General features: G+C 70.9%; 10 protein-coding genes. 3 read left to right on the plus strand and 7 right to left on the minus strand.

From position 1 onward, the window contains the following. Positions 1-429: 429 nt before the first annotated feature. Together ABT170_RS20140 and ABT170_RS20145 are read left to right on the plus strand one after the other, a co-directional pair. Positions 430-2,079 carry a SpvB/TcaC N-terminal domain-containing protein gene (locus ABT170_RS20140; RefSeq protein ID WP_351869115.1) on the plus strand — a complete coding sequence of 550 codons (1,650 nt, stop codon included), beginning with the start codon at positions 430-432 and terminating at the stop codon, positions 2,077-2,079. Then, entirely contained in the window at positions 2,055-2,357 is a 303-nt protein-coding gene (locus ABT170_RS20145; protein WP_351869118.1) for a site-specific integrase, read from the plus strand. The genes ABT170_RS20140 and ABT170_RS20145 overlap by 25 nt, the downstream gene beginning before the upstream one ends. Positions 2,358-2,516: 159 nt before the next feature. On the opposite strand, the gene exaC is transcribed toward ABT170_RS20145, so the two are convergent. The 7 genes from exaC to ABT170_RS20180 form a co-directional block, all read right to left on the minus strand. Continuing rightward, positions 2,517-4,040 (minus strand): acetaldehyde dehydrogenase ExaC, encoded by a 1,524-nt coding sequence (exaC, locus tag ABT170_RS20150; protein WP_329941474.1) that lies wholly within the window; start codon positions 4,038-4,040, stop codon positions 2,517-2,519. Between the two features lie 192 nt (positions 4,041-4,232). Beyond that, positions 4,233-5,486 (minus strand): GAF domain-containing protein, encoded by a 1,254-nt coding sequence (locus tag ABT170_RS20155; RefSeq protein ID WP_351869121.1) that lies wholly within the window; start codon positions 5,484-5,486, stop codon positions 4,233-4,235. 134 nt (positions 5,487-5,620) lie between these two features. After that, entirely contained in the window at positions 5,621-6,202 is a 582-nt protein-coding gene (locus ABT170_RS20160) for an N-acetylmuramoyl-L-alanine amidase (RefSeq protein WP_351869124.1), read from the minus strand. Positions 6,203-6,238: 36 nt separating this feature from the next. Beyond that, positions 6,239-7,255 carry an acetamidase/formamidase family protein gene (locus tag ABT170_RS20165; RefSeq protein ID WP_329941477.1) on the minus strand — a complete coding sequence of 339 codons (1,017 nt, stop codon included), beginning with the start codon at positions 7,253-7,255 and terminating at the stop codon, positions 6,239-6,241. A gap of 367 nt (positions 7,256-7,622) precedes the next feature. Further along, on the minus strand, positions 7,623-8,993 hold the full coding sequence (locus ABT170_RS20170; protein WP_351869128.1) for an esterase-like activity of phytase family protein: 1,371 nt from the start codon (positions 8,991-8,993) through the stop codon (positions 7,623-7,625). Positions 8,994-9,185: 192 nt separating this feature from the next. After that, on the minus strand, positions 9,186-10,646 hold the full coding sequence (locus ABT170_RS20175; RefSeq protein WP_351869131.1) for an SWIM zinc finger family protein: 1,461 nt from the start codon (positions 10,644-10,646) through the stop codon (positions 9,186-9,188). After that, positions 10,643-13,561 carry an SCO1167/SCO6262 family helicase gene (locus ABT170_RS20180; protein WP_351869133.1) on the minus strand — a complete coding sequence of 973 codons (2,919 nt, stop codon included), beginning with the start codon at positions 13,559-13,561 and terminating at the stop codon, positions 10,643-10,645. Before ABT170_RS20180 ends, ABT170_RS20175 begins: the two co-directional genes overlap by 4 nt. 415 nt (positions 13,562-13,976) lie before the next feature. Between ABT170_RS20180 and ABT170_RS20185 the strand changes: the two genes are divergently transcribed. Then, positions 13,977-15,050 (plus strand): acyl-CoA desaturase, encoded by a 1,074-nt coding sequence (locus ABT170_RS20185; protein WP_351869356.1) that lies wholly within the window; start codon positions 13,977-13,979, stop codon positions 15,048-15,050. Positions 15,051-15,093 lie beyond the last annotated feature (43 nt).

The following is a 15,093-nucleotide window of genomic DNA, read 5'->3' on the forward strand; positions in this document are numbered from 1 at the left end:
GGAAACCAGGGGTGTGCTGTTGCCGGCCCATGTATGGGCCGGTGAATCGGGCTCGAAGCCCCCGTACGGGAGTGCTGGGTCCAACGGCTTGCTCGCGCTCGATGAGGGTTTGCCAGCTGGGCCGGTGACCGTGCCTAACGGCGGGCGGCGGGGGCGGGTTTCTCGCGCCACCGGTCGCGAGCAGGGAATACATGACCGTGGGGACGCCGGGCCACGTGTTGCGAGGCCTGGTCGCCGAGCTGGGCTGACGACGCAGGAGTCCGATGGGGAGCGCCCGTTGTCGGATCGTGACCGCACGGACCGGTTCTGACGAGAAAGACCTGTACGGACACAACCCGGCACGCAATCTAGCGTTCGGTACGAGTTGGGGACCGCGGCCGTCAGGGCAGTCGTGGTCCGGGGGACATCTGACGGTGTGGGGGCTCTTTGATGACTGTTCGGCGCAAGTTCCGCTGCAGGGTCGGCGTGATCCTCATCCTGGCCATGGCGCTCGTCATGTCCGCCATGACCTCGATCGATCGATTCCGCAGCGTCGTGGCTGGCCCGGACGCGGGGACGGCGGCCACCGGACCGGAGGGACCGGAGGGCACGTCGTTCAACCCGAACCAGATCAAGGACATCAAAGCTGCTGACCCAGGCGCCGGAGTGAACCTGATCGAGGCGCCCGGGGCGAACAGCGCGGGCGACGCACGGCTGGCGTACCCGTTCGAGGTGCCCAAGGGGCGCAGTGGCATACAGCCCGATCTGTCGATCGCCTACAGCTCGGCGGCCGGCAATGGCTGGACCGGAGCCGGCTGGGACGTCAGCACACCCTCGATCACGGTGGACACACGATGGGGCGTGCCGCGCTACGACGCGGACAAGGAAACCGAGACGTACCTGCTCAACGGAGAGCAGCTCACCCCGGTGGCGCACCGCGGGGAACTTAAGGCACGGTCTGCGGAGAAGGTGTTCCACTCCCGTGTCGAGGGCCGCTTCGACCGGATCGTCCGGCACGGCGGCAAGCCGTCGGACTACTGGTGGGAGGTCACCGACCGGCAGGGCACCCGCACCGTCTACGGAGGGGCCGAGAACACCACGCTCGCCGACACGGCGGGCAATATCGCGGTGTGGGCGGCGCGCGAGGTACGCGACGGGCACGACAACCTGCTGCGCTACCACCACGTCCGGGTCGACGACGGCGGGGTCGCCAAGTCCACCGTCATGGGGTACACGCTGTACCCGAAGCGCATCACCTACACCGGGCGCGGCGAGACCGAGGGCCGCTACTCGGTCACCTTCGTCCGGGACCGTGAGCGGGACGAGCCGCGACGCGGCGACGTCCAGATCGACGCACGGTACGGCTTCAAGCGGGTCACCGCGGACCTGCTGCGCCGGGTCGAGGTGAAGCTCGACGACCAGCTGATCCGCGCCTACGAACTCGACTACCGCACCGGGGCGTTCGCGAGGACGCTGCTGGAGTCGGTATCGCAGTTCGGTGAGGACAACAAGCTCTTCAACACCCACCGGTTCGACTACTTCGACGACGTGCGGGACCAGGCGGGCGCCTACACCGCGTTCGCTCCCGCCGCCGACTGGACGGTCCCTGACGACGGCCTCGGCGTCAACATCCGGGAGGGGGAGGCGAGCGCCCTGTCGTCGAGCACGACGGTCGGCGCGGGCGGGTACCTCTACGTCGGCTACAACCCGGTCGCGCCCGTCAAGTCCGGTTCCGCCGGGGTGAAGGTCGGGGCGAACGCGGGGGTGTCCGACGGCCTGCTGGCCCTACAGGACGTCAACGGTGACAACCTGCCGGACAAGGTGTTCCGCAAGAACGGCGACGTGTTCTACCGGCCGAACCTGTCCGGGCCCGGCGGCCAGCGGAAGTTCGGGGACAAGCCGGTCAAACTCACCGGACTGCCTGGCATCACCCGGGAGACCACACTGTCGGGCACGGCCGGCATCGAGGCATACGCCGGCGTCCCCCGCAGTTCGTCCGCACACTACGCGCGCACATCGAGCGCTTCGGCGTGGCAACGGACGGGCGGTTGTTCCGGAACGGGGCAGGGAACTACGTGGACGCTGCTGCGTACGGCATGACGTGGTCGAGAGCTCGGAAGAACGTCTTCACCCGGGTCGAACTGGCCTCCGGTCTGGCCAAACGACCGTATGACCTGCGGCACGCTGGAATCTCCTTCTGGCTCTACTCGGGTGTGGATCCTGCGGAGTGTGCTCGTCGAGCGGGCCAGAGCATCGAGGTGCTGTTCCGCTTCTACACCAAGTTCCTCGACGGCCTCCAGGAGCACGCCAACCGCCTCATTGAACAGTCGATGAAGGAGTGGGACCGCGTCAGTCGAGGCGAAGCTCCGCTCGAGTGAGCCAGCTTGGACCGGGAATAGACCGGAACACCTGGTCTGCAGTGGGATAGGTGTGGGATGAACTGGGAGTTTCCACGTGAATCACTCTTGGTTGTTTCCCTGCCGAGCGACAGGTGCCTGACCGGTGAAATCCCAGGTCAGGCACCTTTTCTCATGCCCTTAGAAGAAGCCCAGCTTCTTCGGCGAGTATGACACCAGGAGGTTCTTCGTCTGCTGATAGTGCTCCAGCATCATCTTGTGGTTCTCCCTGCCGATGCCCGACTGCTTGTATCCGCCGAACGCGGCATGCGCCGGATACGCGTGGTAGCAATTCGTCCAGACCCGGCCCGCCTTGATGGCGCGGCCCGCCCGGTATGCGGTGTTGACGTCACGGGTCCACACGCCCGCGCCGAGGCCGTAGAGCGTGTCATTGGCCGTGGCGATCGCGTCGTCGAAGTCGGTGAAGGACGTCACCGCGACGACCGGGCCGAAGATCTCCTCCTGGAACACCCGCATCCGGTTGTCACCCTCGAAGATCGTCGGCTGGACGTAGTAGCCGCCCTCCAGCTCGCCGCCGTGCTCGATACGCTGACCACCGGTCAGGATCTTCGCGCCCTCCTGCTGCCCGATGTCCAGGTACGACAGGATCTTCTGCAACTGGTCGTTGGAGGCCTGGGCGCCGATCATGGTGTCGGTGTCCAGGGGGTGCCCCGGCACGATCTGTTCGGTCCGGGCGATGCCGGCTTCCAGGAACTCGTTGTAGTGCCCGCGCTGGATCAGCGCGCGCGACGGGCAGGTGCACACCTCACCCTGGTTGAGGGCGAACATGGTGAACCCTTCCAGGGCTTTGTCCAGGAAGTCGTCGCTCGACGAGGACACGTCGTCGAAGAAGATGTTCGGTGACTTGCCCCCCAGCTCCAGAGTCACCGGCTTGATGTTCTCGGAGGCGTACTGCATGATCAGCCGCCCCGTCGTGGTCTCACCGGTGAACGCGATCTTCGCGACACGGGGGCTGGACGCGAGCGGCTTGCCGGCCTCCGCGCCGAAGCCGTTGACGATGTTGACGACGCCGGGCGGGAGCAGGTCGGCCACCAGTGCGAGCCAGAAGTGGATGGACGCCGGGGTCTGTTCGGCCGGCTTGAGCACGACCGCGTTGCCGGCGGCGAGCGCCGGGGCGAGTTTCCAGGTGGCCATCAGGATGGGGAAGTTCCACGGAATGATCTGTGCGACCACGCCCAGCGGTTCGTGGAAGTGGTACGCGACGGTGTCGTCGTCGAGCTCGCTGAGCGAGCCCTCCTGGGCGCGCAGCGCACCCGCGAAGTACCGGAAGTGGTCGATGGCCAGTGGGATGTCGGCGGCCAGCGTCTCGCGCACCGGCTTGCCGTTCTCCCAGCTCTCGGCGACCGCGAGCTCCTCCAGATGGGCCTCCATCCGGTCGGCGATCCGGTTCAGGACCAGGGCGCGGTCGCCCGCGGAGGTCGCCCCCCAGCCGGGTGCCGCGGCGTGCGCCGCGTCCAGGGCCAGCTCGACGTCCTCAGCGGTACCACGGGCGATCTCGGTGAACGGGCGGCCGTTGACGGGGCTCGGGTTCTCGAAGTACTGGCCGCGGGTCGGCGGGACGTACGCGCCGCCGATCCAGTGGTCGTAGCGCGACTCGTACGAGACGATGGCGCCCTCGGTGCCCGGCGCAGCGTAACGGGTCATCTCTGTGGCCTCCCGGATCCGGTGCCGCCCGCCGTTGGACGGCCCTCGGCGCGAGGCTAGGGAACGCGACGTTGCAGGGTCGTTGCATCCCGCTCCGGCAAGCGACGGGGCACCACCCCACGACCACCGGGGCCGGGCACCCCGCGGCGGCCGGAGGCGGGCCCCCGTGCCGGGGGGAGACGATCTCGGCCGTCACCCGCCCTGCTCCGTGTCGAGCCCGCGCACCCTGGCCAGCAGCGGGGCCCGCCGCTCGGCCGGCACCGCTTCGGCGAGGGCCCGCCACACCGGCAGGTCCTCCTCGCCCCACGGGCTGTACGCCCAGTCGGCGAGCAGCCCCGGATCGCCCCGGGCGATCAGTGCCGCCCGCAGCTGGTCGGCGAGCCGCCGGCGCAGCCGGACCACGGCGGGGGACTGCGAACCCGGCAGCAGCGGTCCCGCGTACGCACCCAGCGCGGCGGCCACCGCCCCGGAACCCAGCAGCCGCGCCACCGTGTCGAAATCGGCGTCCATAGGGGCGGCGATCCGGTACGGCCGGGAGCGCAGCAGATCGGGCCCCAGCAGCCGCCTCAGCCTGGAGAGTTCGGCCCGCAGGGTCACCGGAGTCACCGACTCGTCCTCGTACAGCTCGACCAGCAGTTCGTCGCCTCCGACGCCTTCGGGATGGCGGGCCAGCGCCACCAGGATCTCGCTGTGACGCCTGCTGAGACGGATCTTCCGGCCCTGGGAGACGAGCACGGCCTCGTCCCGTCCCAGTGCCCCGAGCCGCACGGACTCGCCGGCCGGCGGCGGTGCCAGAAGCGCCAGTTGCGACTCGGCCGCACGCGCCACGGCCTGGACGAACGCCAGGCTGTGCGGGTGTGCCAGCCGGTCTCCGCCCGTGATGTCCACGGCGCCCAGCACCCGCCCGGTCCGCGGGTCGTGCAGCGGGGCCGCGGCACACGTCCACTGCTGCACCGGCCGCAGAAAGTGCTCGGCGCGGAACACCTGGACCGGCCGGTCCAGCGCGATGGCGGTCCCCGGCGCGTTCGTCCCCGCCACGGACTCCGCCCACCGGGCGCCCTCCGCGAAGTCCATCAGCCCGGCGCGCCGTCGGGTCGCCGCGTGTCCCTCGACCCACAGCAGCCTGCCGTGCGAGTCGCAGACCGCGAGCAGGTGCTCCCCGTCCGTCGCGTACGTGCTCATCAGCTCGCGGATCACCGGCATGGCACGGGCCAGCGGGTGGGCCTCGCGATAGGGAATCAGCTCCTCGGCACCGAGTTCCATCAGGGCCGCCCCGTCCGGGCTGACCCTGGCCCGCGCCGAGCGGCGCCATGATTCGGCCACCACGGAACGTACCGGCCGCTCCATCCGGCCCGCCGAGGTGAACACCTCGTGCGCACGGTGCAGTGCGCCGAGCCGTTCGCCGGGGTCCGTGTCGGGTGCCAGGGCCGCCCAGGGGTCCGTCAACTCACCCTCCCGTCCATGGGTGTCGCGCCCCATCGTTACCCCGGTCCACCTCCGTGACAACCTCGGCGCGGAGAGTCATTCTCGCGGTCCGCCGGACAGGTGGGCCGAGGCGGGGAGGCTGTGGGGCAGGTGGGTCAGGCGAGATTCACGAGGCGGATGTAGCGGACCCAGTCCCAGTGGGCGCCGGGATCCGTGTGGCCGCTGCCCGGGACCTGGTGGTGGCCGATGATGTGGGCCCGGTCCTTCGTGATGCCATGGCGGTCGCAGATGTCCGCGGTGAGCTTCGCCGACCGCTCGTACATCGCGTCGGTGAAGTAGGCGGGCTGGTCGACCCAGCCCTCGTGCTCGATGCCGATGCTGCGGGTGTTGTAGTCCCAGTTGCCCGCGTGCCAGCCGATGTCCCGCTCCCGTACGCACTGGGCCACGTACCCGTCGCCCGAACGCACCACGTAGTGGGCGGAGACCTTCTTCGCCGGGTTCTGGAAGATGCCGATCGTCTCGTTGAACGTCTCCTGCGTGACATGGATGACGACGAAGTCGACCGGATATGCCGAAGGCCGTGTCGAGACGGTGTAGTTGGACGTGGAGGCGGGAGCCCAGTTCGCCCCCGGGTAGTCCGTCTCGGCGGTCGAGGCGGCGACCGCCCGGACCGAGGCGGGCAGCAACGCCGCCGCGGCGGTGACGGCGGCGCCCTGAAGAATCCTTCTGCGGTGCATCGGCACTCCTGGGGAGGACGGGACGGTGACACAGGATCAGGACCGTGGCAACACCGAGGCTGTCTCCCGGAGATGACGATGGAGACCGCGATTCGGTTCCCCGGCGGGCAGCCATTCCTTGCGGATCTTGGCCACGCAGGTGTAGTTGGTGTCGCAGACGTTGGCCAGCGGTGCCTCACCGGCCTGGCCGACCAGTTGGTACGCGTCGAGTTCGGAGAAGCCGTAGTCGCGGGCCAGCCATCGTACGAGGTCCAACTGGGAGATCCGGAAGGCGTCTTCGAGCGGCCGGGCGGAGCCGGTGGACATCAGATGGGTGTCGGACTCGATCCGCGGCCACGGGGTGGCGAGACCCTTCAGCAGTTCGACCAGTACCACGGTGTTCATCGCGCACTCCACGGCGACTCCGCAGGTCTCACCCTCTCCCTGACGGGCGTGCCCGTCGCCCAGACTGAGCAGCGCGCCCTCGACGTTGACGCCCAGATAGCAGGTCACCCCGGCCCGCATCTCCGGCGTGTCCATGTTGCCGCCGTGCGCGTCCGGCACCAGGGCGGAGCGGACCTCCAGGTTGGCCGGGGCGACACCCACCGTGCCGTGCATGGGGTCCATCGGCAGCTCCACCTGGATGTCGCTGTCCCTGGCGCTGAACAGGCAGGTCCGCCGGGCCCGGTCCAACTGCCACATCCACACCACCTCGGGCAGCGGGGCCTGGAGCGAGGCCGTGGCATGCGTGGAGGTCAGCGCCCCGAACAACGGCACGGTCGTCGAGGCGGCCCAGTCCCTGGCCGGTTCGATCGACACGAAGTGCACCGCCACGGTGTCGCCCGGCTCGGCCCCCACCACGTGGAAGGGGCCCGTCTGCGGATTGAGGAACGGGAACTCGCACACCTGCGACACCAGGTCCCTCTCGGAGCGCACCCGACCCGCGAAGCAGTCCTCGGTGTACAGGTCGAGGAAGGTGCCCGGTTCGATCCGTGCCACCGGAGCGGCGCCGCCGAACGTCCAGGCGTACTCGTCCTCGCGCGGTCGTACGGTCAGAATCCTGGGGTCACTCATCGCTGTGCGAGCTCCTGTCTCGGGCTGACTCGGGCTCGGGCGTGGGCTGGGTCCCGGACGGACGCGACGAGCACCCCGTGACGTCACCCCTGGTGAGTCGGCACCCCATGAATCCTCGAACCTCATGCCCGATGACCGCGAGGCGCTGTCCGATGTACGGCCGAGCGTCCGGCGGGAGCCTACGGTACGGCCGTTGCGCAGGTGGCGGAAGACGGCGCGCGTGGGCCGGAGGGGGCGGGCGGCAGCACGGCGATCGCCGGGCGCGACCTTCAGCAGGGATACACCTGCTGAGAGTCGGGCCCGGCGATCGCCGCGCGTTGAGCGATCCGGCCGTTCGGCCGGTCAGCTGTGCGAGTGGTTCAGTCGTTCATCCGTTGAGCGGGCGAGGCAGCTTGAGGGACGTCACCGATGTCTCGATGCCGCTGTCGACCAGCCGTCCGTTCGCGTCGAAGGCTTCGGCGCCGTCCGTCATCCCGAAGTCGTTGTCGTTGATGAGCGCGAGAGTGCTCCGGCCCGTGACCGCCACACCTTCGATCTTGCCGGGGATGCCGGGGACCGTACCGAGGTCGACGACCAGGCGCTTGCGCAGCACCCGCACCCCGGCCGCCGCAGGGTCCGTCAGTTCCTCGTACGAGGGCGAGCTCTTCGGGTCGTCCCAGGACGAACCCAGGATGCCGGAGCCGCGGGGGAGCGTCACCCGGTGCAGCCGGGCCGCCCTGTCGGTGCGCTCCTCGACCAGAAGCGTGTTCCGGTCCAGGGCGACGACCGAGGAGATTTTCAGCTCGGAGGTGTCGTCCTCGCCCGGGTCGACGACCTCGACCGGGTCGAACCTGTAGGCGTATTCGGCGGTCACCGCGTGCTTCTTCGTCGAGAAGCGCAGCAGCCGGACATTGCGCGAGCCCTCGCCCGCGTCCTCGTCGGGCAGCGAGAGCGGGCTCTGCACCGCCATCACCAGATCCCCGCCGGGCAGCAGGGCCAGCCCCTCGAAGCCCCGGTTGACCTTGCGGTGCAGCAGCACTCCGGGAAGCGCCTCGACCACCGGGTACTCGGCGCCCCTCAGCCGCAGGCCCTCGGGTACGTAGCGGGCCAGCACACGGCCGCGCGAGGAGACATGGACGAGCGAGGGACCGTACTCGTCCACCAGCCAGAACGAGCCGTCCGCCGCACGGACGATGCCCTCGGTGTCGAGACCGTTCGGGTTGTACGTCAGCGGCGTGGTCGCGTCGTAGGTGTAGGGAGCCTCGTCGCGGCTCCGCTGGTTCGGCAGCCCGGTGACCGGGGCGCCGGACCGGGTCGTGAGCGGGATGGCGCTCAGGACCTCGACCCGCTTGCCGCCGACCCGGATCTTCACGATCGCCGGATCGAACCCCGGCACGGGGAACGTGCGGCGCTTCTTTCCGTCGACCTTGATCTGGCCGTTCGGCCCGCGGTCCGTCACCGTCCAGAACTCGCCCTTGCGGCCGGCCGGGTAGATGTCGCTCCCGATGCCGCCGAGCCGCACATCGCGGTCGTCCCGGACCGTGCCGGGCAGCAGACCGTTGCTGAAGCCGGCGAGCGGGATGTCGCCCAGCACGGCGCTGCCGGTGATCCGCGCGGTCCGGTCGGGACGCTCGTGGTGTCCGTGGCGCTCCTGCGGACCGGCGGTGGCGGTGGCGGCGGTGGCGGCGACACCGAGCGTGGACAGCAGGGCGAGCGGCAGCCCGACGGCAAGGGTACGACGGACAACACGCGCGGACATGGGGCCTCCAGGGGCACAAAGGTTCTTCGGCGACGTCAGGTTCTGCCCCCACGCGCAACTCCCGGTGACATCGAGCTGAACGCGGGGGCACCACATGACGAACCTGGCCCCGCGTGCCGCCGGCCCCGTGTACGTCCGCAGGGGCGGCGCACGTCCGCCGGGGCGGTGCACGAAGGAGCGCGCCCCCCCGCGTCAGGCGTCGGCCCGGGAGGCGGCCAGGGCCCCCGCCGGGTCGTCGTCCGCCGGACCGGCCGGAACCCAGCGGCCCCGGTCCTTGCGGTACGGCCACCAGCGTCCGTCCCGCCCGTACCGGAGCTGGACGTCCGCGCCCGTCACCGTCCACCGGGCACGCCCGGCCCGCAGCGGTGGCCGTTCGCCCTCCTCCCAGGCTCCGGCGAGCTGCGCCTGAGCCCGTGCCAGGGACTCCGGGTCCGGGTCCCACTCCTCCTCCAGCACCGCGAGCGCGGCGCTCCCGCCGTACCGCCAGGCACGTACGGCGGCGTCCAGCTCCGCCCGCCGGCGGCCGGAGCCCGTCGCGAGCCGGGTGGCGATCCACGACTCGGGCGCGGTCTCGGCGGCCAGTCGTACGGCGTCCTGGTGCGGCGTCAGCTCGGCGGGCAGCGGCTGGTGTTCGTGCCCCGGCGCCAGGGCGTCCAGCAGCATCCGGTGGGCCCGTGCGGCGCTGTCCGTCGCCAGCAGCTCCAGAGCCGTCGGATCGAGACCCGGTGCCGGCTCGGTCTCCGTGTCCAGGGAAGGCGGAAGGCCCGGTTCCGAGGGGACCGGCGGGGGCTCCGGGAGCGGCGGGACCACGCCCGCGTAGGCCTCCTCGGCAGGCACGCCCCGGCGTGCTCCGGTGCCACCCCGGTCCGCGGTGTCCGACGGCTCGCCGCGGGCATCGCGGACCGCGCGTGCGGCACTGCGCACCTGGAGCTCGTCCAGCAGCCGCCGCTCGTCGCGCCCCCGCATCAGCAGCAGTACGAACGGGTCCTGGTCCAGCAGCCGCGCCACCTGGTAGCACAGCGCACCCGAGTGCGGGCAGTGGTCCCACGCCTCGCAGCCGCACTCCGGTTCCAGGTCGCCGATGCCCGGCAGCAGGTCCACCCCGGCCGCCGCCGCGTCCTCCACCAGATGCGGGGGCATCTCCCGGTCGAGCAGCGCCGCGATGTGCCCCGCCCGGTCGACGGCCATGTCCAGGAAGCGGTCCCACTCCTCCCCGCTCAGCTGCTGGAGCAGCACATCGCTGCGGTACGGCGTCCCGTCCCGGTCCTGGACCACGGCCGTGATCCGGCCCGGCCGTACGGAGACCGCACCGACCTTGCCCTCCCTGGCCAGCCGACGTCCCTTCTTGAGCTGCTCAGCGTCGAGCGCCGTGTCCTCCAGTGCCTTCAGCCAGGCCTGGCCCCACCAGGACGACGCGAATCCGCGTCCCTGCGCCGGCGGCAGAGCCGCGAACGTGCGCTCGGGACCGCCACGTCCGTCAGCACCCTGTCCGTGTCCGGCCCCGTCGTGGTGCCCGTAGGGCTCACCGTGGCCCTGACCGTCGTTGGGCTCGTCGCCCGGTTCCTCGCTCAGTTCGCTGCTCCGGTCCTCGTCGTAGGCGTCGTTCCCGTACACGTCGCTCCCGTACGCGTCGTTCCCGTAGGCGTGGCTCATCGTGCGCCCCCTCGCAGCTGGACCAGATCGGCCAGTTCCGCATCGGTCAGTTCGGTCAGGGCCGCCTCGCCCGAGCCCAGCACCGCGTCCGCGAGCCCCTGCTTGCGGGCCAGCATCTCGGCGATCCGGTCCTCGATGGTGCCTTCGGCGATGAGCCGGTGCACCTGGACCGGCCTGGTCTGGCCGATCCGGTAGGCGCGGTCCGTCGCCTGTGCCTCGACCGCCGGGTTCCACCAGCGGTCGAAGTGGACCACATGCTCGGCCCGGGTCAGGTTGAGGCCGGTGCCGGCCGCCTTCAGGGAGAGGAGGAAGACCGGGGCCTCGCCGGACTGGAACCGGCCGACCATCTCCTCCCGCCGCGCGACGGGCGTACCGCCGTGCAGGAACTGGGTGGGCACCCCGCGTGCCGCCAGATGCTCCTCCAGGATGCGGGCCATCTGTACGTACTGGGTGAACACCAGCACGCTCGCCTCCTCGGCCAGGATCGTGTCGAGGAGTTCGTCCAGCAGCTCCACCTTCCCCGAACGGTCCGCGATCCTCGGCCGCTCCTCCTTGAGGTACTGCGCCGGGTGGTTGCAGATCTGTTTGAGCGACGTCAGCAGCTTCATGACGAGCCCACGCCGGGCGAATCCGTCGGACCCGGAGATCTCCGCCAGGGTCTCGCGCACCACCGCCTCGTACAGTCCGGCCTGTTCCGCCGTCAGCGACACCGCACGGTCGGTCTCCGTCTTGGGCGGCAGTTCGGGCGCGATGCCCGGGTCGGACTTGCGGCGCCGCAGCAGGAACGGGCGCACGAGCGCCGCGAGGCGGTCGGCGGCCGCCGGATCGTTGCCGCCCTCGACCGCCGCCGCGTACCGGTTGCGGAACGTGCCGAGGCGGCCGAGCAGCCCCGGCGTCGTCCAGTCGAGGATCGCCCACAGCTCGGAGAGGTTGTTCTCCACCGGGGTGCCGGTGAGCGCGACGCGGGCCCGCGCGCCGATCGTCCGCAACTGCTTCGCCGTCGCCGAATGCGGATTCTTGACATGCTGCGCCTCGTCGGCGACCACCATTGCCCAGTCCGTTCCGGCCAGCCGGGCGGTGTCCAGTCGCATCGTGCCGTAGGTCGTGAGGACGAACCCGCCGTCACCGAGCCCGTCCAGCGAGCGTGCCGCGCCGTGGAAGCGCCGTACCGGGGTGCCGGGGGCGAACCTCTCGATCTCCCGCTGCCAGTTGCCCATCAGGGACGTCGGGCACACCACCAGGGTCGGCCCGGCCGCCTCCGGGTCGCTCTGGCGGTGCAGGTGCAGCGCGATCAGGGTGATGGTCTTGCCGAGCCCCATGTCGTCGGCGAGGCATCCGCCGAGTCCGAGCGAGGTCATGGTGTTCAGCCAGTTCAGCCCGCGCAACTGGTAGTCGCGCAAGGTGGCGGCGAGCGCGGCCGGCTGACCGATCGTCCGCTGTCCGCCCGACTCCGGATCGGCGAGCCGCTCCCGCAGCCCCTCCAGCCACCCCGTCGCGGCGACCTCGACCCGGCGGCCGTCCACCTCGGTGGACCCGGTGAGCACGGCCCCCAGCGCGTCGATGGGGGTGACCTTGCGGTCCTGGGACTCGCGTGCCCGCCGGGCCTCCTCGGGGTCGATCAGCACCCACTGGTCGCGCAGCCGCACGACCGGCCTGCTGGACTCCGCGAGCCGGTCCAGCTCCGCCCGGCTCAGCTCCTGGTCGCCCAGGGCGAACCACCAGTTGAAGGCCAGCAGCGCGTCGGCGGACAGGAACGAGGGGGTGTCGGACCCGGTGCGGGCGGGGGCAGGTCCGCCGTCCTCGGGCCCGTCCTGGCCGTGCTCCTGGCCGGAAGGTCCGATCACCGCACGCGCGGTGAGCTTCCTGGCCAGTTCCCTCGGCCAGTGCACCTGGACGCCCGTCGCGGCGAGTGCCCGTGAGGCGGGCCCCAGCAGTTCGGAGATCTCCTCGTCGGCGGGCTCGACGGAGTCCGGCACCGCTGCCGACAGCAGGGGGGCCAGCGGCGGCCAGGCTCGGGCGGCGCGGCGCAGGGCGAGCAGGGCGTCCATCCGGGCGCGCGGGCCGAAGGCCGCGGCGGCCGGTGTGCTGCCCGCCCACACCTCGGCCGCGTCGGCGACCAGCGTGGGGTCGCTGACGCTGTGGATCTGCAGAACGGCACGGAACGACGGCCCGGCACCGGAGGAGTCCGTCGCGGCTTCCGGCACGGCCAGCCCCGACACCTCGATCCGCAGGGAGAGCCTTACGCCCGCGTCGTGTCCGGCCGCCACATCGGCCGCCCAGCCGCGCAGAGCGGGGACACGCTGCGGCTCGTCGGCCGCGAAGGCCGGCCCTGCCGCGGCGAACGTGGCGGCGGGCGTCCGGGGCAGCGCGTCGGCCACCGCGTCCAGGAACGCGCGCAGCAGCCGCTCGGGCTCGGGCAGCAGAAGGGGATCGCCCGCGCTGGTGCCGGAGCCGGCGTCGAGCGGCACCGCATGGGCGGTGGGAGGCATGGACGCCGCCAGCGCCCGGATCCGTTCGAGATCCTCCGCCGCGAGCGGCCCGGTCCGCCAGGCGTCGTGGTCCGTGGGGCTGAGTCCCGGCAGCAGCAGCCCACGGGCGGCGAGTTGAAGGGCGAGGATCCCGGCGGCGCCCCAGAAGACGGCCGAGGGGGAGGCGTGAGCGGTCACCCGGGCCCGGGTGAGTACCGCGAGAGCATCCCGGACGGGCATGTGCAGCGCGGGTACGGAGAAGGGCCGGGCGTCGGCTCCGACCACGGTCAGCTCCCGCGAAATCCCGGGAGAGCCGGGCGGGGTGCTACCGTCCGGGTTCCAGAACGCGATCAGGCCGGTACGGGCCGGATCCGCGGGGAGGAAGACTGCGGAGCAGCGGGACAGTTCAGAGATCTCGGAAAGCGTTTCCGCAGGGTGCCTGTGCACAGCGATGTCAGATTCCTCAAATTTGACTAGTGGGTCCGGGGTCGCCGAGGGTACTCCACCCGGAGTCCACTGCGGCAACTCCGTGCCGTGATCCAGGTCTCATTTTCCTGCCTTCCGGAGGTCTGTGGTGCAGCCAGCACCACCTTGGGACACGGGGGCAGCCCCCCGGATGTCCGGGGTGGTGGCGCCATGGCTGCCGCGGGTCCCCAATCCGTACGTTTCATGAGGTCAGCGCACATGCCCAGAGACCGGAGACGTCATGCCCCAGGCGATAGCCACCGTTGCGGAGCACACCCGTGACGGATCGGAGAGTTCCGGAAGCACGGGAAGTGACGCGACCTCCGCAGACGCTGCGAGCACCGCGTGCGAGGTGGGTGTCGCGAGTGCCGCGAACGATGTGAGCGTCGCCGGTGAGGTGAGCGCCGCCGGCTCCCCGGGCGGGGCGAGCGGAAGTCCGGAAGAGCCGGGCGCGGGGGCGCCGGGCCCCGGACCGGCCGGCTCGGGAAGCGACTTCGCCCCACTCCTGCGGGCCGTCCGGGGACAAGGACTCCTGGACCGCCGGACCGGTTGGTACAGCGCGGGTATCGCGGCCAATCTGACCGCCCTGGCAGGGGTGATCGCCGGCCTCGTCCTCCTGGGCGACACCTGGTGGGCACTGCTCCTCACGCTGCCGCTGGCGATCCTGTGGAGCCGCACCGCCTTCTACGGGCACGACGCGGGGCACGCCCAGATCACCGGTGACCGCGGGAAGAGCCGGATCATCGGGCTCTTCCACGCCAATCTGCTCCTCGGCATGAACGAGGCGTGGTGGAACGACAAGCACGTCCGTCACCACGCCAACCCCAACCACATCGACAAGGACCCCGACGTCGGCGTCGGCGCCCTCGTCTGGACCCAGAAGCAGGCGGCCCAGCGCGAGGGATTCGCCCGCTGGCTCACCCGTAACCAGGCCCGGCTCTTCTTCCCGATGCTCCTGCTCGAAGGCATCGCCCTGAAGATCTCCGGCTTCCAGTTCCTGCGGAGTCAGCCCGTCAAGGAGCGGGCCCTCTCCGGTCTGCTGCTGATCGCGCACCTCGCGCTGTACGCCACCCTGCTCCTGAGCACGATGTCCCTCGGCAAGGCCGTCGTCTTCGCCCTGGTGCACCACGCACTGTTCGGTCTCCACCTCGGCATGGCCTTCGCGCCGAACCACAAGGGCATGGAGATGCCCGACCCGGACGGCGACCGCTGGGGCCATCTGCAGCGACAGGTCCTGACCTCGCGCAATGTGCGCGGTGCCTTCCTCACCGACTGGTTCCTCGGCGGTCTCAACTACCAGATCGAGCACCACCTCTTCCCGAGCATGCCGCGCCCTCATCTGCGACTGGCCCAGCCGCTGGTCAAGGCCCATTGCGAGGGCATCGGCATGCGGTACGCGGAGACCGGACTCATCGAGTCCTACCGGCAGGCGCTGACCCATATGCACGAGGTCGGCGAACCGCTGCGGTAGACGCGGGCCGCGATGTGGAACCGATCAGCGCGTACAGGCGTTC

It is taken from the genome of Streptomyces sp. NPDC001787 (assembly GCF_040297465.1).
Taxonomy (GTDB): Bacteria; Actinomycetota; Actinomycetes; order Streptomycetales; family Streptomycetaceae; genus Streptomyces.

Bases quoted from the DNA above. Each gene is read 5' to 3' on its own strand.
- ABT170_RS20140 (WP_351869115.1), top strand. From the start codon at position 430: ATGACTGTTCGGCGCAAGTTCCGCTGCAGGGTCGGCGTGATCCTCATC.
- exaC (WP_329941474.1), bottom strand. From the start codon at position 4,040: ATGACCCGTTACGCTGCGCCGGGCACCGAGGGCGCCATCGTCTCGTAC.
- ABT170_RS20160 (WP_351869124.1), bottom strand. From the start codon at position 6,202: ATGCACCGCAGAAGGATTCTTCAGGGCGCCGCCGTCACCGCCGCGGCG.
- ABT170_RS20165 (WP_329941477.1), bottom strand. From the start codon at position 7,255: ATGAGTGACCCCAGGATTCTGACCGTACGACCGCGCGAGGACGAGTAC.
- ABT170_RS20170 (WP_351869128.1), bottom strand. From the start codon at position 8,993: ATGTCCGCGCGTGTTGTCCGTCGTACCCTTGCCGTCGGGCTGCCGCTC.
- ABT170_RS20175 (WP_351869131.1), bottom strand. From the start codon at position 10,646: ATGAGCCACGCCTACGGGAACGACGCGTACGGGAGCGACGTGTACGGG.